This window comes from Gillisella vitis, assembly GCF_021559775.1.
GTDB lineage: Bacteria > Pseudomonadota > Alphaproteobacteria > Rhizobiales > Rhizobiaceae > Allorhizobium > Allorhizobium ampelinum.
In genome coordinates this window covers 3,725,518-3,746,962 of sequence record NZ_CP056047.1, presented here as the reverse complement: position 1 = coordinate 3,746,962, position 21,445 = coordinate 3,725,518, and the positions used below count along the sequence as shown (strand labels likewise).

Sequence of the window (21,445 nt, the reverse complement as noted above, 5' to 3'; positions counted from 1 at the left end):
CTCGCCGCCTTCCAATTGTCCACATGTGCCGGCCAGTTGCCATTGCTGGCCGACGCTTCAAGTTCTTGCATTTGACTGCCTGAGACTTCCAACACCGACATCCCCTCGTAAGGACACCGGTCTCGTCAGGCATTCACCATCATGCATTCTCACAGCAGCATGCGTCTTAAAGAACGCAAACCATGCTGATCATCATATCTGCCAAATGGAGCTCCTCAATCCGCATTGCCTAATTTAATGCAGCAAGGAATGAGCATATGCCGTTATGACACAGGTATTTCGTTCAAGGCCCTTCATCCTCGTTTATGTCGGGCCAGTCTTTCCCTCTCTTATTCAGAAATTTAAATAGTATGCTTCCAACTTAAGCTGGACACACAAACTCCAACTCTCGTTTCCTGAAATGGAAACGAGTTCCGTATGAGAACCAATGTATGATGAAACGAAACTGAGCCGTTCCGCCCGGAGAGGATTTTCAGAAAAACCAGCTTTTGCAGCTTGTGTCTTTCCGACAGGAGCCAAGATCCGCACCTCTCTTGAAATGCATTTAGGCAGGATCGAATGCCGAGATCAACAATGAATTTTACCTAAAATTAACAGCGCGCCATTGACTCCGTCCCGGAAGTTTCCCGGAGCACAAAAGCCAAAAAAGAATCGCTTTTGAATCAAGGAGTTTGGCGGGCTCCATCATTGCAAGCCCTGATATTGCCTGAAAATAAAAAAATCACTTGACTCAAAATCGCACAGTCCTGCCGTAAAGGAAAGATCGATCAGGAGGGAGAACCTCCGGCAAGCCATTGATCTAAAAAGGAATATCGTGTCACTGGAGTGACATGAAACCGTAACGTGCAATAGTGATGAAATGAGAAAAATATCAAAACGCGAAAAGCCCGGCTAAAAAGCCAGGCTGATCAAAATGTTAATTTTCGACGAAAATTAGGCGGCGAGCGCCTTGACGCGGCTGGCAAGACGCGAAATCTTGCGCGACGCGGTATTGGCGTGAACAACGCCCTTGGAAGCAGCGCGGTGCAGTTCAGGCTGGGCAGCCTTCAATGCGGCTGCAGCCAGTGCCTGATCGCCAGAAGCGATGGCTTCTTCAACCTTGCGCACAAAGTTACGAACGCGCGTACGGCGGCTCTTGTTGATTGCGGTGCGGCGAGCGATCTTGCGGGTCGCCTTCTTCGCCGATGTAGTATTGGCCATGGATGCCTCTCTCGAATACGAACCAAAACTCCACCTTCGCCGCCAAGTCGTTGCGACCTGCAATACCAGCAATTCGGGAGCAATCGTGGAAAGCGATAAGCTTTCCTAACTGTGGCCGGGCATATAGCGGGAAAGAACGGCGTCGTCAACGCGCTTTCTCAACCTTTGTGCCGGCAGGCGCCCTTCGAACCGCCACATCATTTTCGCCAGAGGCCCGAAGGCGCTTCATCTCTGGCACTGAGGGCAATGGAAGGTAGACCGCCCCGCCTGGGTCATGCGCTCGACCGTCCCTGTGCAGCCAGGGGTGCGGCAGGCTTCGCCTTCGCGGTCATAGACATTGAAACTATGCTGGAAATAACCGAGCGAGCCATCGGCCTGGATATGATCGCGCAGCGAGGAACCGCCGGCCTCGATCGCCTCGGCGATGACCGTGCGAATGGCCTGCGTCAGGTCTTCCAGTGCCGCCACGGGCTTTCCTTGCGCAGTGACCAGCGCGCGTGCCGGTGTCTCCGGCGACAGATGCGCCCGCCACAAGGCTTCGCAGACATAGATATTGCCAAGACCGGCAATCACCTTCTGATCGAGAAGGGCGGTTTTCAAAGGCTGCGCCTTGCCCTTGAACCGGAAGGCCAGATAGTCGGCATCGAGCGCATTGCCGACCGGCTCCGGCCCCAGCCCGGCAAAGGCGGCATGACGATCCATGTGACGGCGTTCGACCATATCCATGAAGCCGAAGCGGCGTGGGTCATTATAAATCACCCTCAAAGGGTCGCCCTCCGGCCCGCTCAGATGAAAGATCACATGGTCATGCTTTTCATCTCGCGAGCGCGCCATATGAAACTGACCGGGCAGGCCGGTCTCATTTGCGGCTTCGATCCGATAGGAGCCGGACATGCCGAGATGGGAGACAATCGAGACACCGTCATCGAGATCGATCAGCAGGTATTTCGCTCGCCGCGACAGAGAGACGATAAGCCGGCCTTGCGTCCTCGCCGCAAAATCGACCGGCAAGGGAAAGCGCAGATCCGGCCGCCGAAGTTCCAGACGGGTCAGCCGCCGCCCCTCCATGGATGGCGCCAGTCCCCGTTTTACGGTTTCCACCTCTGGTAATTCCGGCATGAAGGCTCCATGTTTCTATTTCAGTGGCACGCATCATGGTTTAAGGACCAGACGGCCTGTTATGGCATTGCCCTGCCAATATCCCGCCAATATTCCGACGGGCTATTGCAATCGTGCCGCAGACATAGTGCAAGGGACCGGGCCTCGCCAAGGTCGCTGATATAGTTTTAGAGAGAATGGAGTTGAGCCGATGGTCGCAAGCCGCACCTCCGCCGATGGCGGCATGGAAACCTCCTACGGCTTCCGCGATGTGGCGGAAGGCGAAAAGCAAGGTCTCGTCAACGACGTGTTCCACAAGGTTGCCAAGCGCTACGACATCATGAACGATGTGATGTCGGCCGGCATGCACCGGGTTTGGAAGGATGCGCTGATTGCCGCCCTCAACCCGCGCAAGGATGCAGGCTACAAGGTGCTGGACGTGGCCGGCGGCACGGGCGATATCGCCTTTCGCATCATCGAAGCCTCCCGCAGGCTTGCCCATGCCACCGTGCTCGATATCAACGGCTCCATGCTGGGTGTCGGCCAGGAGCGGGCCCAGAAAAAAGGCCTCTCCGACAATCTCACCTTCGTTGAGGCCAATGCCGAGGCCCTGCCCTTCGAAGCAAACCAATTCGACGCCTATACGATCGCCTTTGGTATTCGCAATGTGCCCCGCATCGATGTCGCGCTGAGCGAGGCCTACCGCGTGCTGAAACGCGGCGGGCGCCTTCTGGTGCTGGAATTTTCCGAGGTGCAGATGCCGCTGCTGGATCGCTTTTACGATCAATGGTCATTCAAGGCGATCCCACGGTTCGGCAAGATGATCACCGGTGAGGCCGAGCCCTATCAATATCTGGTGGAATCGATCCGCAAATTCCCCAATCAGCAGGATTTTGCCGCGATGATCACCAAGGCGGGCTTTTCCAAGGTGTCCTTCACCAACTACACTGGCGGCATTGCCGCCCTCCATTCCGGCTGGAAGATCTGAACAATGCCTGACCGAAAGACCGCCGGATTGAAGATCGATTGATGAGCACAGTCAGCGCTTATTTCAGGTTGGCCCGTGTCGGCTGGATTCTCGTTCGCGAAGGTGTCGTCTCGGCGCTGCCGTCCGAAGGACTGCCGCCGAGCGTCGGCTTTGCAAAGAAAGTCGCCGCAGTCTTCGAGCGCAAGCGCGCCCGAGGCACATTGCGGTCCGACCGCCTGTCCCAAGCCGTCGAGCGGCTGGGGCCGTCCTACGCCAAGATTGGCCAGTTCCTGGCGACCCGGCCGGATGTGGTCGGCGCCGAACTCGCCGATGATCTAACCGGATTGCAGGACCGCATGGCGTTCTTTCCAACGGGAGAGGCCAAGGCATCGATTGAATTGTCGCTTGGGCGTCCGGTCGAGGAGCTTTATGCCAGTTTCGGCGAGCCGATTGCCGCGGCCTCCATCGCCCAGGTGCATCCCTGCATGGTGGAAACGCCAGCTGGTGCCAAAAAAGTTGCCGTCAAGGTGATCCGTCCCGGCGTGCGCCGCCGTTTCGCTGCCGATCTCGAAGTCATGTATCTCGTGTCGCATTTGCAGGAAATGCTGCTGCCGCAGACCCGCAGATTGCGCCCCGTCGAGGTGACGAAAACGCTTGAGCAGACCACGAAAGTGGAAATGGACCTGCGGCTTGAGGCCGCCGCTCTGTCGGAACTGGGCGAAAACACCGCCAGTGATCCCGGCTTCAGGGTCCCGCAGGTCGATTGGGAACGCACGGGCCGCGACGTCATCACCATGGAATGGATTGACGGCGTCAAGATGTCCGATGTCGAGGCGCTGAAAGCCGCTGGTCACGATCTCGATGCGCTGGCCGATACGCTAATCCAGTCCTTTCTGCGCCATACGTTGCGCGACGGCTTCTTCCATGCCGACATGCATCCGGGCAATCTGTTCGTCGATCCAACAGGCATGATCGTTGCCGTGGACATGGGCATTTGCGGACGGCTCGGCAAGAAAGAACGGCGGTTTCTGGCGGAAATTCTCTATGGCTTCATCACCCGCGATTACATGCGGGTGGCGGAAGTGCATTTCGAAGCCGGCTATGTGCCATCTCATCACAATATGGCCAGTTTTGCCCAGGCGATCCGGGCGATCGGCGAGCCCATTCACGGCCAGCCCGCTGAAACCATTTCCATGGCCCGGTTGCTGACCCTGCTGTTTGAAGTCACCGAACTGTTCGACATGCAGACCCGGCCGGAACTGGTGATGCTGCAAAAAACCATGGTGGTGGTCGAAGGTGTCTCGCGGATGCTCAATCCACGGTTCAACATGTGGAAGGCATCAGAGCCTGTCGTCGCGGACTGGATCAAAGCCAATCTCGGTCCAAAGCGCATCGTCACCGACATGAAGGACGGCATTCGCGCCGCAGTGCGGGTGGCGGAAGCCCTGCCGGAAATCGCTGCCAAAACCGAGAAATTCCATAGTGAATTGATGCAGATGAGCGAGCATGGACTGCGTTTCGACGAGAGCACCACCGATGCTATCGGCAGGGCGCAGGCGCGGCATAGCCGCTCAGGCCGGCTGGCGCTTTGGGTGATTGCGCTCTGCCTGCTGTTCATTGCGTTTCAACTGGGTCATGGCGGGTAGGATTGCATGTCGGCAACAAACGCAGGTTTCATCCGCTCCAGTCTGTTTGTGCTTGGCCTGGGCTGCCTTCTCCTGGTCAGCCTGATCGGCTCGACCCTGTGGCTGACCGGCAAGACTCGCGTCACCTTCGGAACTGTTGTCGAGGAGCGGGTCATTCGGCGCGCCAGCGCCGACCTGATGCAGACGCTGACTGATGCTGAAACGGGGCAGAGAGGCTATCTGATTACCCGTGATGTCGCTTTCCTGACACCATACAGCCAGGCCATCGGCGATGTGACCACGGAAATGGACAGTCTCGTCCATCTGCTGGAGCCGCGCCCTGAGCATGCCCCGGATGTCGAGAAGCTGCGCGAATTGGTAAAGGCCAAGCTTGAAGAATTGGCCAGGACCGTCGAGCTGACCCGCAGCGGCGACATCCGCCAGGCCTACGAACTTGTCCGGGCCGGTTACGGCAAGCAGTTGATGGACCAGATCCGCACCGTGCTTGACGAGGTCCGCGACGAATCCGACAACAGGATAGACCAGGGAATTGCCAGTCAGCTGCTGGCCATCGGCTGGTTGCAGGTCTTTACCATCGGCGGGGCCGTGGCCATCGTGATCGTGATCGGCGGCGCGATCCTGATCATCATCCAGCACGTGCGCGATCTGTTGAAGGCCCGCCAGGAGGTGGAGGTCCTCAATGCGGGGCTGGAAGAACGTGTGCAGGAGCGAACCGAAGACCTGATGCAGGCCAACCAGGAAATCCAGCGCTTCGCCTATATCATCACCCACGACCTGCGCGCACCCCTCGTCAATATCATGGGCTTTACCGCCGAACTGGACAGCGCGCTCCAGATATTGAAGACCTATGTTCTGGCGGATGGGCAACCCTTGACGCCGCAACAGATCGAGGATGCACGGCTTGCCGCCTCCGAGGACCTGCCGGAAGCGATTTCCTTCATCCGCTCCTCGACCCGCAAGATGGACGGGCTGATCAACGCCATCCTGAAAATCTCACGCGACGGACGCCGCCAGCTCAAGCCGGAAGAGCTGGATCTGAGGCCGCTGATCGAGACAACGGCCGCCAGCGTCCACCACCAGATCGGCGAGAGCGGCGGGCATACCGAAATTTCAACCGACGTTGCCAGCATCATATCCGACAGGTTGTCCCTGGAGCAAATTCTCGGTAACCTTTTTGACAACGCTATCAAATATAAGTCCCCAGATCGCCCGGTCGTTCTTTCTATCCGGGCGGTCTCGGATGGACGGCACTTCATTCGCCTGGAAATAGAGGACAATGGCCGCGGCATTGCTGAGCAGGATCATGAACGGATTTTCGAGCTTTTCCGCCGCTCGGGACAGCAGAACCAGGTGGGTGAAGGCATTGGCCTTGCCCATGTGCGCTCATTGACGCGCAACCTGGGAGGTGAAATTACCGTACGCTCCAAGATCGGCGTCGGCTCGACATTTATTTTGCGCTTGCCGCGCGACCTTTCGAAACTGGTAGGGACCTGAGCATGAAAGCAGTGGCTAAGGAAGTGACCATCGTCATGGTCGAAGACGACGAGGGACATGCACGCCTGATCGAGAAAAATGTTCGCCGGGCCGGGGTCAACAATGAGATCGTGCCGTTTACCAATGGCACCGACGCGCTGGATTATATCCTGGGCACGGACCGTTCCGGCGAAACCTCGGCAGATCGTTACCTGCTAATTTTACTGGATCTTAACTTGCCGGATATGTCGGGCACCGATATACTCGAACAAGTTAAGACCAATCAGCACACACGTCGGCTGCCGGTCGTCATTCTCACCACAACGGATGATCAACGGGAAATCCAGCGCTGCTACGATCTTGGCGCGAATGTCTATATCACCAAGCCGGTGGATTATGACAATTTTGCCAATGCAATTCGTCAGCTCGGGCTGTTTTTTTCCGTGATGCAGATCCCGTAACGAGCCGACCGCCCCATGAATGTCCGAATTCTTTATCTCGATGACGACCCGGCCATCGTGCGGCTGGTGCAGAAAGCGCTCGGGCGCAACGGACATTCCGTCACCCATGCCGAAGATCTGGAGCGGGCGCTGGGCTTTCTGGTGTCAGAAAACTTCGACGTTATTGTTCTCGATCATTATCTCAGCAATATGACCGGTCACGATGTGCTGGCGCATTTGCGTGGACGGCATATCATGACGCCGGTGGTCTATGTGACCGGTTCCAACGAAGCCCGTATTGCCATCGACGCGATCAAGGCAGGCGCCTCCGATTACGTCATCAAGACCACCAGCGAGGATTTCCTGTCGCTGCTGGAAAGCGCCATCCGACAATCGGTCGAAAATGCCCGGCTGCGCGAAGCCAAGGTCAAAGCGGACGAGGAAATCCGCCTTGCCAAGGAAAGGGCGGAAGCGCTGCTCAGCGAAGTCAACCATCGCGTCGCCAACAGCTTGGCATTGGTGGCAAGCCTGCTGCGGCTTCAGATCTCCAATGCCCGCAGCGATGAGGTCAAGGCCGAGCTGACAGAGACCCAGGCTCGCATTACCGCCATTGCCGGCATGCATCGCAGCCTCTACACGTCAGACGATGTCAGCCGGGTCGATATGGACATTTATATCGCCAATCTGGTGCGGGAAATCGGCGGTTCGCTTGCCAATCCCGACAAGCCGATCACCCTGACAGTCGATGCCGAGCCGATTTCTCTCACCGCTGACCGCGCCGTCTCCATCGGCATGATCGTCACCGAACTGGTGACCAATGCGATCAAATATGCCTATCCCGACCGCAAGGACGGCGAAATCCGCGTGCGGCTGTGTCATGCGCAGCCCGGCCATGCGCTGTTGACGGTGGAGGATGACGGCATCGGCATCAGTCCTGGCGCTGCCCCGAAGGGCACTGGCCTCGGCAGCCGGATCATCAAATCCATGGCCGCAACGCTGGGCGAAGGGCTCTTCTACCAGGAGATCGCTGCGGGAACGATTGCCTGCGTGCCGATAGACCTAGCCCGATAGAGGATTGGATCGATTCCGTATCTTATCATTTCTCCTTTCAGGCGCTTATGCGGTAATGTCCGGTTCGCACCGATAATTTCATGGCAGGCTTTTCATGACGCTGACAGATAAGCGTATTCTCCTGATCATCAGCGGCGGCATTGCCGCCTATAAAAGCCTGGAGCTGATCCGGCGGCTGCGCGAGCGAGGTGCCTCGGTGCGCCCGATCATGACGCGGGCCGCCCAGGAATTCATCACGCCGCTCGCGGTCGGCGCGCTCTCGGCCTCCCATGTCTATACCGACCTGTTTTCTCGCGAGGACGAACAGGATGTCGGCCATATCCGGCTGGCCCGTGATTGCGATCTGATCGTCGTTGCGCCCGTGACCGCCGACCTGATGGCGAAAATGGCGCATGGGCTGGCTGATGACCTGGCCTCGGCGGTGCTGCTTGCCGCCGACCGGCCCGTGCTGATCGCACCGGCCATGAACCCGAAAATGTGGGCGCATCCCGCCACCCTGCGCAATGTTGCGCAACTGAAGGCCGATGGCATCCAGTTCATCGGGCCGATGGCCGGCGAAATGGCCGAGAGCGGCGAGAAAGGTCTTGGCCGCATGGCCGAGCCGCTGGAGATCGTTGCCAAGGTCGAAGCCTGTCTTGACGACTCCTTCAAGCCGTTGGCAGGCAAAAAGGCCATTGTCACCTCAGGCCCGACCCATGAGCCGATCGATCCCGTGCGCTATATTGCCAACCGCTCCTCCGGCAAGCAGGGCCATGCTATTGCCGGGGCTCTTGCCCAGCTGGGTGCCGAGGTGACACTGGTGTCCGGCCCGGTCAGCCTTGCGGACCCGACAGGCGTCAAAACGATCCATGTGGAGCGGGCCGAGGACATGCGCGACGCTGTGCTCGCCCACCTGCCCGCCGATATCGCCGTCATGGTCGCAGCGGTGGCGGACTGGCGGGTCGAGATGGCATCGGACCAAAAGATCAAGAAGCAGCCGGGCGATGCCGCGCCCATGCTGACGCTGACCGAAAATCCAGACATTCTGAAGACTGTTGGACACCATGAAAAACGCCCGGCACTGGTGGTCGGCTTTGCTGCGGAGACCCAGAATGTCGAGGACAATGGCCGTGCTAAGCTGGAGCGGAAAGGTGCTGACCTGATTGTCGCCAACGATGTTTCACCACAAACCGGCATCATGGGCGGCGACCGAAACCGGGTGACCCTGATCTACAAGGATCGCACCGAGGACTGGCCGGATATGGACAAGGATGCCGTTGCCGACCGGCTTGCCCAAACCATTGCCGGGATGCTCGGCGTCAAATCTCTCTAAATAAAGATAAGTCCGATCAGCGCGCCGCTGCCCAGCGCGATCAGCGGGTGAACCTTGGTCATCGCGGTCAGCACCGCACAGCCCGCCGCAATGCCGATGAGAATTGGGCTGGTTGCCGAAGCCTTGGTGATCACAGCAGCGCTGGAGGTGACGAGGCCAGCCGTCATCGGTGCAAGCCCGGCCTGGACGATCCGCCGCCAAGGCCGGTCCTTGAAACGCTCCCAGAGTGTCACGGCTCCAGCGGTGATCAGCGAGGACGGGCCGAATTTGGCGATGGAGGTGACGACCACCCCGGCAAAGCCCGCCACATGCCAGCCGACCAGCGGCACCACCATCATATTCGGTCCCGGAGCCGCCTGGGCCAGCGCAAACAGCGCGCTGAATTCGCTGGCGCTCATCCAATGCTGGACCTCCACCACCCGGCGCTGCATTTCGGGCAGGATGGCGTTGCCACCACCAAAGGCGATCAGCGACAGTTCCGTGAAAATCAGGGCAAGAGAAATCAGGGTGGCAATCATTTCGACAATTTCCAGCTCAGAACAATAGAGACCGGCGCCAGAACAAGCATGGTGGCGAACAGCGGCAGTCGAAAGACCGCAATGGCAATGAAACACAGGGCGACGATGGCCAGCGCCCAGAGCTTGTGTTTCAGCGGTTGCAGGACTTTCCAGGCCAGCGAGATCAGCAGACCCGATGCAGCAGCCGCCAGACCCGCAAACAGATGTTCGACCTGCGGATTGTCGCGGTAACGGTCGTAAATGTAACCGAGACAGATGACTATGGCCGTCGGCGCGGCAATCAAGCCGAAGGCGGCGGCCAGCGCACCCCTCCAGCCCTGGAACTTCAACCCAACCGCCACCGACATATTGATGATATTACCACCCGGCAGGAACTGACAGAGGCCAAGCAGGTCCATGAATTCGCCAGGGGAGAGCCAGCGCCGGTCCTCCACCATCATCCGCCGCGCCATCGGCAATACGCCGCCGAACCCCATCAGGCCAAGGCCTAGAAAGCCAGTAAACAATTCGGCGATGCCGGGATGATGGAGCGGCGGCTCGGCCTGAACTGTCTCCCGTTGAACTGTCTTCGTCATGACCATCGTCCGCTTCGTCTTTTCTCTTCCATACGCCCCTCAAATCCTGATGTCCAATATATGGATAACCCACTCTCCATATGTTAAAGATATGGCATGATTGAACTACGTCACCTCCGCTATGCCGTGACTGTCGCCGAAGAGGGCCATCTGACCCGGGCGGCGGAGCGGCTTGGCCTGCAACAGCCACCTCTCAGCCAGCAGATCAAGGCTCTGGAAACAGAGGTCGGGGTGACGCTGTTTATCCGCAAGCCACGCGGCATGGCCTTGACCGAGGCCGGAATGGCGTTTATCGCCCGCGCCCGACAGATCCTTGCCGATGTGGATATGGCCGTTGAGGCCGCACAGCGGGCGGCGCGCGGCGAAATCGGCGAGCTTGCCATCGGCTTTACCACCTCGGCAGTCTTTCATCCGCTGGTGCCCAGCATCGTGCGGGCCATGCGGCTCTCCTCGCCGTCGCTGAAACTGCGGCTGGACGAAGGCTCTACGACGGAACTTTTGGGTGAATTGTCCGCCGGTCGGCTTGATGCGGCCTTCATCCGCGCCACCGCCGGTGCTTTGCCCGGATCGGGGCCAACGCTCAGCATCGAGACCGTCGATATCGAAGACATGGTACTGGCTCTGCCCGACACCCATCCTTTGGCCCTGCACAGCCAAAACGGCGACAGGGATACTGTTGCTCTTGCCGCGCTGGCCGGAGAAACTTTTGTTCTCTATCGCCGCCCCCTGGCGCAAGGACTGTATGACCGGATCATCGCCGCCTGCCAGGCCGCCGGTTTCAGCCCCAATGTCGCACAGGAAGCTCCGAAACTGGTCTCCACCCTCAGCCTGGTAGCGGCGGGCCTCGGCCTGTCGATCATTCCGCAGTCCATGGCGCGACTGGAAACCTCCGGCGTCGCCTATCGCCGTTTTGCGCCCGGCTCCGGCCTCGATGCGCCGCTTTCGCTTGCCTATCGCCGCGATTCCTATCGTGGTGCGCTGAAGACCTTCGTTGAAGAAGTGAGGCGGCAAATCAGCACACCATGATTCCGCAGCCCTATTGGCATCCAGGGCAAACCCAGATTAGCCGGCCATTTCCGTCACCCGAGCAGGCGCGTTGCCGATTTCCGGCTCGAAATCCATGACATTCAGACCCTCATCATTGAGGATCACGGCGCTGCCCGGCGGGATCTCAACCCAGGTTTCCGTGTCATCGTTGAGCGGTTCGGACACCAGGCAATGCCCGCCCTTGCTCCCCATCGGCCCGGCATACAGCGTCGGGGCAAAGGCGTCGGTGGAATAGCGCACGGCATACAGCGCTTCGCCATCAGAGAAGGCGGCGGTGAAACGCACCCTGGTCGTGCCAATGATCTCTGCGCTCAGCCTTTCGGCAAAACCGATGGCCTCGGCCATCGCCGCAATCGGGCGATGTTTCATGCCGAATTGCATGGCGAGCAGGAACAGCAGTTCGGAATCGGTCGAGCCGGTGCGGGCGTTGAAATATTCGTCGTCCAGCATGCTTTCCATGGCGCGGCGGATACGGTCGAAGTGATCGATCTGGCCGTTATGCATGAAAGACCAGTTGCCATACACAAACGGGTGGCAATTGTCGCGCCGGGTCGCCCCATGGGTTGCGGCGCGCACATGCGCCAGAAACAGCGGCGAGCGGATCTGCCGAGCGATGCTTTTCAGGTTACAGTCCGACCAGGCGGGCAAAACATCGCGAAACCGGCCTGGCTCCGGCCGGTCGCCGTACCAGGCAAGGCCAAAACCGTCCGCGTTGGTGGATGTCTTGGCGCGGGTGGCGCAGACGGATTGCTCGATCAGCGAATGGGCGGGTGACGATACCAGCTCCTCGATAAAGAGCGGTTCTCCCCGATAGGCTGCCCAACGACACATGGCATTCATGCTCCGGCAAGACCGGTCCTCAGCGGAGCCGGCAGAGCCAATCTTGAAGGAAGGTGTATAACGAAGCGTAAAGCTCGGCTTTCTTCATGTCAGATTCGTGACGAAAGAGGTAATCACATTTTGCAGTGCGGCATTGTGTTTTGTGAAGAGCGGGGGTCCGTGAAGAACCGCTTCTGTGAACACTGCGTTGCGCTTGATGCCCTTCGCCTGCGTTTGAAAAGCCTTATATTGGCTGCAAATCATATTCCGCTCAAAAGGAGCCAGACCGATGTCCATTCGCCCCGTGAAACATGAAAGCCGCGCCACGCCCACCATGGAAGGTGCCGGTGTCAAGCTGCACCGCGTCTTCGGCTTCGGCGATCCCTCGATGACTGATCCGTTCCTGATGATGGACGATTTTCGCAATGATGATCCGCAGGATTATATACGCGGCTTTCCCTGGCATCCGCATCGCGGTATCGAAACCATCACCTATGTTCTGGCCGGAACGGTGGACCATGGCGACAGCCTCGGCAATCAGGGCCAGCTAGGTGCCGGTGATCTTCAGTGGATGACGGCAGGTAGCGGCATCATGCATCAGGAAATGCCGAAGGGCGATTTTTCCGGCAAGATGCATGGCTTCCAGCTCTGGGCCAACCTGCCCTCCTCGCTGAAAATGACCGCACCGCGCTATCAGGACATCAAATCTGCCGACATTCCTGTCGTGGTCGATGACGATGGCACGGCGGTGCGGGTGATCAGCGGCGATTTCTGGGGCAAATCCGGCCCGGTCGATGGCATTGCCGCAGAGCCTGTTTATCTCGATATCTCCGTTCCACCCGGCAAGACCAAGCGTTTTCCTGTCGATACCTATCGGTCGGCCTTCGCCTATATTTTCGCGGGCTCCGGCTCGTTCCGCGATGCCTCCAAGCCGTTCGGTGTCAAAGTCGAGAAAGAATTTCAGGGCGAAGAACTGAATATCCGTGACCTCTCGGGCAATCGCACCCTGGTGGTTTTCGATACCGGCGATGAAATCACCGTCCAGGCTGGCGAAAAGGGCATCCGCTTCCTGCTGGTGACCGGCAAGCCGATCAAGGAGCCAGTGGCCTGGCATGGACCGATCGTCATGAACAGCCGGGAAGAGCTGATGGAGGCCATGCGCGAGTTGAAGAACGGCACCTTCATCAAGGCCGATCATTGATCACTGCGTATTGACGACACTGTGATGATAGGACGCGGCAGGTGGTCGCGTCTTTCAGTTCGATGTCAGGTTCGGCTTTTACAGGGTGGATGGTTATTTGATCCGACCCTGTGTGAGCCCATGTCCATCCTGCTGGCGAAAGCCATCCGCTATACCGCCCTTGCCTGCCTGACCGGTCTGCTGTCTTGCGGCGCTTACCTTGGCTATCTCCGGATGTCGGGCAATTTCCACGAGGTCATTCCTGGTGAATTCTATCGCTCGGCGCAACCGAGTGCCGCCGATATCAAGGATTATGCCGGACGCTACGGTATCAAGACCATCGTCAATCTGCGCGGATCATCACCCTCGCCCTGGTATGCGCAGGAAGTCGCAACCGCCCGGGAACTTGGTATCGACCACATCGATTTTCGCATGTCGGCTGGCAAGGGCTTGACCATTGACAAGGCCGAGCAACTGGTTGCTCTGCTGAAATCCGCACCAAAGCCCATCCTTATCCATTGCGAGGGCGGTGCAGACCGCAGCGGTCTCGCCTCCGTGCTCTACCTGCAACAGATCGCCGGCGTGCAGGAGGACACAGCAGAGCAACAACTCTGGCCGGTGATCTATGGCCATGTTGGCATCCCCTATGTCACCAAGGCCTATGCCATGGACCGCAGTTGGCTGGATTTTGAAAAGGCCATGGGGATCGAAAGCTGAGCCTTATGCATTATAGTCCCCTAGAATGCATCGCGGGAGGCTCAGAACATGCAGATTGATGGACAGTGCCATTGTGGCAATGTGACCTATCATGCCGAAATCGACCCTGAGAATGTCGGCATTTGCCATTGCACCGATTGCCAACGCCTGACAGGTTCACCATTCCGGGTCACGGTTTCAACCCCGCGCGACAAGCTGCATCTAACGGGAAGCCCACCGAAATCCTATGTGAAATACGGTGACAACGGTCGCGTGCGCCATCAGTTCTTCTGCCCGGACTGCGGCGCCCCCGTACTGACGACTGGCGAGGGCACGGATGCCGATATCTGGGGCATCCGCTGGGGTAGCATCAACCAACGGGACGCCCTGCTGCCAAAACATCAAAGCTGGCGCCGGTCCTCCGTCCTCTGGCTTGACAGCATCGGCGCCCTCCCAGGGTCAGAGACGGAATAACATTGTGTCGTCTATTTCGGCCATGTCTGGTAAAAATGATGAACGGGTCCGTGGCCGGAACCAACAGTCAGTTGCCCTGCCGACCGAACAGCGCCAGCCAGCCAGGCCTTTGCCACAGTAACAGCGTGCGCCAGCGCTTCGTTTGTCCTACTATCATCAGCCTTGGCAAGCTCGGCGGCAATCGCGCTGGACAGCGAGCAACCGGTGCCATGAGTGTTGGCGGTGGCAATCCTTTTGCCCTCCAGCCACAGGGTCAGCGTTGGCGTGACCAGCAGATCGGGGCTCTCGTTACCGGGCAAATGCCCACCCTTCAAAAGCACCGCCTTGGCACCCAGTCCCAACAAGGCCCTGGCCTGTGCCTCCATGCCGTCGCGGTCCACGGCCTCGGCCACACGCAGAAGTGCGGCAGCCTCCGGCAGGTTGGGGGTGATCAGGCGGACCCGCGGCAAGAACTGCCCGACCAGCGCGCCAACTGCCTTGTCATCCAGCAGCGCGGCCCCGCCCTTGGCAACCATGACCGGATCAAGGATAACCGGCACTGCCGGATGGCTTGAAAGCACAGCGGCCACCGCGCCGACGATATCCGCATTGGCCAGCATGCCGATTTTCACCGCATCGACCCGGATATCGGCAAAAACCGTCTCAACCTGTCTTGCGACGAATGCGGGATCCAGCAATTCGACAGCTGCCACCCCTTGGGTATTCTGGGCCGTCAGCGCCGTCAGCGCCGCCATGCCATAGACACCCAAAGCCGAAAATACCTTCAGGTCCGCCTGAATACCCGCTCCACCAGACGGATCGGAACCGGCAATCGACAAGACATTGGCGATGCGAGGCGGCGGCGTTTCGTCGTTTGTTTGAACGGTCATGATCGTCCTCGTCGAAGTCAATAGTCTCCAACACCTCGGCTCCTTTTGATGGAAAAGGTGGGCGGGCGGTGCAGATCTATCGCAGTTTTCCATGCCCCTGTCACGGTCCCGCCAATTATGCTGCATTGCGCAATTAACTGCATTTTGCGGGAACCAAACTGGACACCCGTCGTTATCCTGGCGTCAACAGGTCGTGTGAAACGAGGCGGGATATGGAAAACCAGCAATCGGCAATCAAGCGATCGCCAGCTCGAACCGAACAAAAAGACGCAGCAGCGCTGCTGTTTGATCTTCTTCAGGCCGAGCCTCACCGCTACGCATTGTTTCTCGATATTGATGGTACCTTGCTGGATCTCGCCGAGAGCCCGGATGGTATCCGTGTGCCGGTTGGTCTGGCAGACGATCTGGCCGCCCTGTCAGGACGCATGGGCGGGGCACTTGCTCTCGTGACCGGGCGGGCCTTGGCCTACGCTGACCGGCTGTTTGCGCCAAAGCACTTCCCGATTGCCGGATTGCACGGCACCGAGCGGCGAACGGTTGAAGGCACCGTCATCCGCAGTGAGCCGAGCCCGGCTTTTCTGGCTGTCAAGGAAGAACTTCCAAAGCTCGAACAGGCCTGGCCAGGCGTGTTGGTTGAGGACAAGGGTGCCGCCATCGCCGTTCACTATCGCCAAGCGCCCGCCTGCGCCGACGTGGTGGAAAAAGCGATAGTGGACGCCTTTCAGGCAGCGGGTCCCGGCTATGAACTGCAACGCGGCAAGATGGTCGTCGAAATCCGCCCCGACAGTGCTGACAAGGGTCGGGCCTTGCAGTCCTATCTGGCGGAGCCGCCCTTCACCGACCGCGTTGCCATCGCCATTGGTGACGACGTCACCGACGAGGCAATGTTTGAATGCGTCAACCGCTTGGGCGGCCTGTCGATCCGCGTCGGCGATCTCGAAGGAAGCGTGGCCAGCCAGTCTCTGGCAAGCCCTCAGCTCCTGCGTGACACGCTGGCCAGATTGGCCCGCTAAAGCTGAAAAACGATAAGAAGGATAATGATATGAGCAGACTTGTTGTGGTTTCCAACCGTGTTCCCGTACCCGACAAGACCAATAAGGCGCCGGCGGGAGGTTTGGCCGTCGCCTTGCGGGCTGCCCTTGAGGAGAAAGGCGGCATCTGGATGGGCTGGTCGGGCGTTTCCAGCGGCGAGGAAGAAGCCGGTGAGCTTGCGATGATCGAGGATGGCAAGATCACCTACGCGCTGACTGATCTGACCGACCGCGATGTCGATGAATATTATCACGGCTTTGCCAACCGCGTGCTGTGGCCAACGTTTCACTACCGCCTTGACCTGACCGATTATGCCCGCAAGGACATGACCGGCTATTTCCGGGTTAACCGGTTTTTTGCCGAGCGGCTCGTGCCGCTGCTGAAGCCCGATGATACGATCTGGGTCCAGGATTATCATCTGATCCCGCTGGCCAAGGAATTGCGGCAGATGGGCGTGAAGAACCGGATCGGCTTCTTCCTGCATATTCCGCTGCCACCCGCCGATGTGCTGTTTGCCATGCCGGTCTATGAAACACTGATCGAGAGCCTCGCCCATTACGATCTGGTCGGCTTCCAGACTGATTTCGACCATGCCAATTTCGTCGGCGCCCTGGTGCGCGAAGGCATTGGCGAGGCGATCTCCGGCAACAAAATCAAATCGCATGACCGGACGTTCAAGGCGGGCAATTATCCAATTGGTATTGAGACGGCAGCCTTTGCCGCCTATGCCCGCAGGGCGGTGCGAAACGTGATGGTGAAGCGTGCTGCGCAAAGCATCGAAGGCAAGGCACTGGTGATCGGCGTAGACCGGCTGGATTATTCCAAGGGCCTGACCCAGCGACTGGATGCCTATGAGCATTTCATCAATGCCAATCCGAACTATCAGGGCAAGGTCACCTATTTGCAGATCACCCCGAAATCCCGCTCTGAAGTGCCGGAATATGAGGCCATGCAGCGCACCGTGGCCGAACAGGCCGGGCGCGTGAATGGCGCGCTGGGGACTGTGGATTGGGTGCCGATCCGCTACATGACCCGCTCCGTGGCGCGTCCGGTGCTGGCCGGGCTCTACCGGCTGGCCAAGGTTGGACTGGTGACGCCGATGCGCGACGGCATGAACCTGGTTGCCAAAGAATATGTTGCAGCCCAGGACCCCGATGATCCCGGCGTTCTGGTTCTATCGCGTTTCGCCGGGGCGGCACGCGAGTTGAAAGGGGCGCTGCTGGTCAATCCATACGATACGGAAGGCACGGCCCAGGCCATTGCCCGCGCCCTCGATATGCCGCTTGCAGAGCGTCAGCAACGCTGGAAGGGCATGATGGACCATCTGCTAATCAACGATGTCAACCACTGGTGTGACACCTTCCTGTCAGATCTGATGGAAATGCCAACAGAAAAATCCGCCGAAGCGGCGTGAAAATAAAATGAGACCGCACCACAATCTTTCAATCGTGATCCGGTCTCAGACGTTTCCAACGACGATCACGCCGCCTTGGCGACGTGATATTCCTTGATCGCCACCATCTTGATCGCCGGATAGCGCTCTGCCTCATAGCGCAGCGAAAATGCATCCTGCGCCATGAACACCGGGTCGCCGTCCAGATCCCGGCAGATATCGCCGCGCCGCGCCGTCATGAACTTGTCGAGTTCGCCGGGCTGTTCGGCGGAAATCCAGCGGCAGACGGAAAAGCGCGACATTTCAAACGACACCGGCAGGGTATATTCACCCGAAAGCCGTTCCTTCAGCACATCGAGCTGCAAGGCCCCGACCACGCCGACAATGGCGGGCGAACCGTCTTCCGGCGAAAACAGCTGCACGACGCCCTCTTCGGCCATTTGCTGCAAGGCTTCCTTCAGCTTCTTGGCCTTCATCGCATCTTCGAGCCGCACGCGGCGCAGGATTTCCGGCGAAAAGTTCGGCACGCCCTGAAACACCAGCGCTTCGCCTTCGGTCAGCGTATCGCCAATGCGCAGCGTGCCGTGGTTGGGAATGCCCACCACGTCGCCGGCAAAGGCGGTATCGGCCAATTGTCGCTGCGAGGCGAAGAAGAATTGCGGCGCTGTCAGGCCCATCAGCTTGCCGGTGCGCGCCAGCCGCGCCTTCATGCCGCGCTCCAGCTTGCCAGAGCAGATCCGGGCAAAGGCGATGCGGTCGCGGTGATTGGGGTCCATATTGGCCTGGATCTTGAAGACGAAGGCGGTCATCTTGTCTTCCGCCGCATGCACCTTGCGGATATCGGCCATCTGGTCACGTGGCGGCGGGGCGAAATCGCCCAGCGCATTGATCAGGTCGCGCACGCCAAAATTTCGGAGCGCCGAGCCGAAGAACACCGGGGTCATATGGCCTTCCAGAAAGGCCTGCCGGTCGAAGGGGCGGCAGGCTTCCTGCGCCAGCTCCAGCTCGTCGATAAAGGTCTGACGCTCGTTTTCCGGCAGGTTTTCCGCGACATTCTTCGGGCTGTTGACCGGCAAAGCCTCGACCTGCTTGTCGGAACCACGGAAGGTGTTATCGACCAGATTATAGGAGCCGCAGAAGCTTTTCGACCGACCGACCGGCCAGGTAATCGGGGCGGTGTCCAGCGCCAGCTTTTCTTCTACTTCATCCAGAACCTCGAAAATATCCCGGCTTTCACGGTCCATCTTGTTGACGAAGGTGATGATCGGAATATCGCGCATCCGGCAGACTTCGAACAGTTTCAGCGTACGCGGCTCGATACCCTTGGCAGCATCGATGACCATGACGGCAGCATCCACCGCCGTCAGCGTGCGATACGTATCGTCGGCGAAATCTTCATGGCCGGGCGTATCGAGAATATTGAAGACATTGCCTTCATACTCAAAGGTCATGACCGAGGTGACGACGGAAATGCCACGCTCACGCTCGATCTTCATCCAGTCCGAACGGGTCTGTATCCGGTCTTTCTTGGCTTTCACCTCACCGGCCAGCTGGATCGCGCCGCCGAACAGCAGCAGCTTTTCGGTCAGCGTGGTTTTACCAGCATCCGGGTGAGCGATAATAGCGAAGGTGCGGCGGCGGGAGACCGCCTCTGCGAGCGTTTCGGCCATGTGAGGAATTCCTTTTAACTGGCCGGTTATCTAGCGTTTTGGCGTTCAATATGCAATTGACCCCGGCAAACAAAGGATACCTCCATGCACGATACGTCCGCGCCACGCCTTCATCTCAAACGTCTATCCCATGGTGAAGGGCTGGAATTGCCCGCCTATGAGACGGCGGGTGCGGCTGGCATGGACCTGCGCGCAGCCGTGACCGAGGCCGAACCGCTGACCCTTGCCCCCGGAAAACGCGCTCTGGTGCCAACCGGGCTGATTATGGAAATCCCCCAAGGTTTCGAAGCGCAGATCCGCCCCCGCTCCGGCCTTGCCTTCAAAAACGGCATCACCTGCCTCAACACCCCCGGCACCATCGACAGCGACTATCGCGGCGAAGTAAAAGTGCTGCTGATCAATCTCGGCGCCGAGGATTTCACCATCACTCGTGGCATGCGCGTGGCCCAGATGGTGATTGCGCCGGTGACGCAGGCGCAGGTGATTGAGGTAACAGAAACATCGGATACGGTGCGGGGTACGGGCGGATTTGGCTCGACGGGGGTATGACACCTCACCGCTGCGCCTGTGTCGCCATCCTCACCGCCAGCACGGCCAGTACCGTCCCCATCAACCAGCGCTGCACCATGATCCATAGCGGGCGGCGGCTGAGAAACAGGGCGATGGAGCCAGCCATCAGCGCGATCATCCCATTGATCGTGGTGCCGATGGCGATCTGGGTGAGGCCGAGAAACAGCGATTGCATGAAAACGCTGCCATTGGCCGGATCGATGAATTGCGGAAGCAACGACAGATAGAGAACGGCCACCTTCGGATTGAGGAGATTGGTCACGAGGCCCATGGCAAACAGCCGTCTCGGGCTGTCCTTGGGCAGGTCGCGCACCTGAAACGGCGAACGACCGCCCGGCCTGACCGCCTGCCAGGCCAGATAAGCGAGATAGGCTGCACCGGCCAGTTTCAACGCCTCATAGGCATAGGGCACGGCCATCAGCAACACCGTAATCCCCAGCACCGACATCAGCATGTAGATCAGGAAGCCCAGCGCGACACCACCCAGCGAAATCAGTCCGGCCATCGGCCCCTGACAGATGGAGCGTGACACGAGATAAACCATATTCGGGCCGGGCGTCAGCGCCATGCCAAGGCAGATCAGGGCAAAGGCAAGAAGTGAAGTCGTCGTGGGCATGGCGTGTCCTTGGTGACGTGCTGTAAAATCAGAAAAAGCAGAAAGCATCCCATCAGGCAATTTCAATCGTGTCACCGTTGCAAGTTGCAGCCGGGCGAATTAGCACTGATTGTATCGATGGAGACCTGTCATGACCCTTGCCAGCCTGCTTGCCTATGCCGGAGCCCTGTTCATTGCCGCCGCCATTCCCGGCCCCGGCATGACGGCGATCGTGGCGCGGGCGCTTGGCTCCGGTTTTCGCCCGACCTTTTTCATGGGGCTGGGACTGATTCTGGGTGATCTCTGCTATCTGACCGCCGTCATTCTGGGCCTTGCCTATATTGCCCAGACCTTCGTGACGCCGTTCCTGATCATCAAATTCGCAGGCACGCTCTACCTGGCTTATATCGCCTGGAAGCTCTGGACGGCAGGGCTTTTGCCGCAAAATATCGAAGCGCGCAAAAGTGTGGGCGTGATGGCATCCTTCCTGTCCGGCCTGTTCGTGACGCTCGGCAACCCGAAGACCATGCTGTTCTACGTCGCCCTGGTGCCGACCCTCATTCCGCTCGAGGCCATTGGCCCGGCGGATTACGGGCTATTGGTCGGCACGACATTCGTGGTGCTGATGGCCGTGCTCATTCCCTATATTCTTCTGGCTGCCAAGGCGCGGCTGCTGCTGAAGCAGCCCTCCGCGTTGAAACTGCTCAACCGGGCCGCCGCCAGCATTCTGGCCGGAACCGCCGCCTATATCGCCACAAAGGCGGCGTGAAATAAACATTTGTTTTCGCTGGTTTTGCAGC

22 protein-coding genes are annotated in these 21,445 nt (G+C 58.9%); 14 read left to right on the top strand and 8 right to left on the bottom strand.

The window, feature by feature from the left end:
• Positions 1-933: 933 nt before the first annotated feature.
• Together rpsT and mutM are read right to left on the bottom strand one after the other, a co-directional pair.
• Positions 934-1,200 carry a 30S ribosomal protein S20 gene (gene rpsT, locus AVCG78_RS17290; protein ID WP_012654798.1) on the bottom strand — a complete coding sequence of 89 codons (267 nt, stop codon included), beginning with the start codon at positions 1,198-1,200 and terminating at the stop codon, positions 934-936.
• A gap of 225 nt (positions 1,201-1,425) precedes the next feature.
• The gene (mutM, locus tag AVCG78_RS17285) at positions 1,426-2,319 is read right to left on the bottom strand and encodes a bifunctional DNA-formamidopyrimidine glycosylase/DNA-(apurinic or apyrimidinic site) lyase (protein ID WP_071202532.1); all 894 of its coding nucleotides are present in this window, start codon (positions 2,317-2,319) and stop codon (positions 1,426-1,428) included.
• 190 nt (positions 2,320-2,509) lie between these two features.
• Between mutM and ubiE the strand changes: the two genes are divergently transcribed.
• The 6 genes from ubiE to coaBC all read left to right on the top strand — a co-directional run bounded on the left by ubiE (position 2,510) and on the right by coaBC (position 9,207).
• The gene (gene ubiE, locus AVCG78_RS17280; RefSeq protein WP_012654796.1) at positions 2,510-3,286 is read left to right on the top strand and encodes a bifunctional demethylmenaquinone methyltransferase/2-methoxy-6-polyprenyl-1,4-benzoquinol methylase UbiE; all 777 of its coding nucleotides are present in this window, start codon (positions 2,510-2,512) and stop codon (positions 3,284-3,286) included.
• A gap of 41 nt (positions 3,287-3,327) precedes the next feature.
• Entirely contained in the window at positions 3,328-4,911 is a 1,584-nt protein-coding gene (ubiB, locus tag AVCG78_RS17275; RefSeq protein WP_071202530.1) for a 2-polyprenylphenol 6-hydroxylase, read from the top strand.
• Positions 4,912-4,917: 6 nt separating this feature from the next.
• Positions 4,918-6,405, top strand: coding sequence for a sensor histidine kinase (locus tag AVCG78_RS17270; protein WP_081363307.1), 1,488 nt, complete (start codon positions 4,918-4,920; stop codon positions 6,403-6,405).
• Between the two features lie 2 nt (positions 6,406-6,407).
• Positions 6,408-6,845: a response regulator gene (locus tag AVCG78_RS17265; RefSeq protein WP_012654793.1), complete on the top strand. Its 438-nt coding sequence runs from the start codon at positions 6,408-6,410 to the stop codon at positions 6,843-6,845.
• A 15-nt stretch (positions 6,846-6,860) separates the two neighbouring features.
• On the top strand, positions 6,861-7,895 hold the full coding sequence (locus AVCG78_RS17260) for a sensor histidine kinase (RefSeq protein ID WP_071202528.1): 1,035 nt from the start codon (positions 6,861-6,863) through the stop codon (positions 7,893-7,895).
• A gap of 94 nt (positions 7,896-7,989) precedes the next feature.
• The gene (coaBC, locus tag AVCG78_RS17255; protein ID WP_071202525.1) at positions 7,990-9,207 is read left to right on the top strand and encodes a bifunctional phosphopantothenoylcysteine decarboxylase/phosphopantothenate--cysteine ligase CoaBC; all 1,218 of its coding nucleotides are present in this window, start codon (positions 7,990-7,992) and stop codon (positions 9,205-9,207) included.
• On the opposite strand, the gene AVCG78_RS17250 is transcribed toward coaBC, so the two are convergent.
• Entirely contained in the window at positions 9,204-9,725 is a 522-nt protein-coding gene (locus AVCG78_RS17250) for a chromate transporter (RefSeq protein WP_071202523.1), read from the bottom strand. The two genes, coaBC and AVCG78_RS17250, sit on opposite strands and share 4 nt — an antisense overlap.
• Positions 9,722-10,300 carry a chromate transporter gene (locus tag AVCG78_RS17245; protein WP_234665126.1) on the bottom strand — a complete coding sequence of 193 codons (579 nt, stop codon included), beginning with the start codon at positions 10,298-10,300 and terminating at the stop codon, positions 9,722-9,724. Before AVCG78_RS17245 ends, AVCG78_RS17250 begins: the two co-directional genes overlap by 4 nt.
• A 96-nt stretch (positions 10,301-10,396) precedes the next feature.
• Here AVCG78_RS17245 and AVCG78_RS17240 point away from each other — a divergent pair, with 96 nt between their 5' ends.
• Complete coding sequence (locus AVCG78_RS17240) at positions 10,397-11,326, top strand: LysR family transcriptional regulator (protein ID WP_071202519.1); 930 nt, start codon at positions 10,397-10,399, stop codon at positions 11,324-11,326.
• Between the two features lie 36 nt (positions 11,327-11,362).
• On the opposite strand, the gene AVCG78_RS17235 is transcribed toward AVCG78_RS17240, so the two are convergent.
• Complete coding sequence (locus AVCG78_RS17235) at positions 11,363-12,178, bottom strand: class II glutamine amidotransferase (RefSeq protein WP_071202800.1); 816 nt, start codon at positions 12,176-12,178, stop codon at positions 11,363-11,365.
• A gap of 277 nt (positions 12,179-12,455) precedes the next feature.
• On the opposite strand from AVCG78_RS17235, the gene AVCG78_RS17230 reads away from it, so the two are divergent.
• From AVCG78_RS17230 to AVCG78_RS17220, 3 genes are all read left to right on the top strand, one after another.
• Entirely contained in the window at positions 12,456-13,367 is a 912-nt protein-coding gene (locus AVCG78_RS17230) for a pirin family protein (RefSeq protein ID WP_071202516.1), read from the top strand.
• Between the two features lie 120 nt (positions 13,368-13,487).
• On the top strand, positions 13,488-14,063 hold the full coding sequence (locus AVCG78_RS17225; RefSeq protein WP_071202514.1) for a dual specificity protein phosphatase family protein: 576 nt from the start codon (positions 13,488-13,490) through the stop codon (positions 14,061-14,063).
• 48 nt (positions 14,064-14,111) lie between these two features.
• On the top strand, positions 14,112-14,516 hold the full coding sequence (locus AVCG78_RS17220; protein WP_071202513.1) for a GFA family protein: 405 nt from the start codon (positions 14,112-14,114) through the stop codon (positions 14,514-14,516).
• Between the two features lie 11 nt (positions 14,517-14,527).
• Here the strand turns inward: AVCG78_RS17220 and thiD are convergent, their stop codons facing one another.
• Positions 14,528-15,385 carry a bifunctional hydroxymethylpyrimidine kinase/phosphomethylpyrimidine kinase gene (thiD, locus tag AVCG78_RS17215; protein WP_071202511.1) on the bottom strand — a complete coding sequence of 286 codons (858 nt, stop codon included), beginning with the start codon at positions 15,383-15,385 and terminating at the stop codon, positions 14,528-14,530.
• 212 nt (positions 15,386-15,597) lie between these two features.
• On the opposite strand from thiD, the gene otsB reads away from it, so the two are divergent.
• Together otsB and otsA are read left to right on the top strand one after the other, a co-directional pair.
• A complete protein-coding gene (gene otsB, locus AVCG78_RS17210; RefSeq protein ID WP_071202509.1) occupies positions 15,598-16,398 on the top strand; it encodes a trehalose-phosphatase in 801 nt (266 codons plus the stop codon).
• Between the two features lie 29 nt (positions 16,399-16,427).
• A complete protein-coding gene (otsA, locus tag AVCG78_RS17205; RefSeq protein WP_156582663.1) occupies positions 16,428-17,831 on the top strand; it encodes an alpha,alpha-trehalose-phosphate synthase (UDP-forming) in 1,404 nt (467 codons plus the stop codon).
• Positions 17,832-17,896: 65 nt separating this feature from the next.
• Here the strand turns inward: otsA and AVCG78_RS17200 are convergent, their stop codons facing one another.
• Positions 17,897-19,480: a peptide chain release factor 3 gene (locus AVCG78_RS17200; RefSeq protein ID WP_070151398.1), complete on the bottom strand. Its 1,584-nt coding sequence runs from the start codon at positions 19,478-19,480 to the stop codon at positions 17,897-17,899.
• A gap of 84 nt (positions 19,481-19,564) precedes the next feature.
• Here AVCG78_RS17200 and dut point away from each other — a divergent pair, with 84 nt between their 5' ends.
• Positions 19,565-20,029: a dUTP diphosphatase gene (gene dut / locus AVCG78_RS17195; RefSeq protein WP_071202505.1), complete on the top strand. Its 465-nt coding sequence runs from the start codon at positions 19,565-19,567 to the stop codon at positions 20,027-20,029.
• A gap of 4 nt (positions 20,030-20,033) precedes the next feature.
• Here the strand turns inward: dut and AVCG78_RS17190 are convergent, their stop codons facing one another.
• Positions 20,034-20,666: a LysE family translocator gene (locus tag AVCG78_RS17190; protein WP_071202798.1), complete on the bottom strand. Its 633-nt coding sequence runs from the start codon at positions 20,664-20,666 to the stop codon at positions 20,034-20,036.
• A gap of 130 nt (positions 20,667-20,796) precedes the next feature.
• Here AVCG78_RS17190 and AVCG78_RS17185 point away from each other — a divergent pair, with 130 nt between their 5' ends.
• Entirely contained in the window at positions 20,797-21,414 is a 618-nt protein-coding gene (locus AVCG78_RS17185; RefSeq protein WP_071202503.1) for a LysE family translocator, read from the top strand.
• The last annotated feature ends 31 nt before the right edge of the window (positions 21,415-21,445 follow it).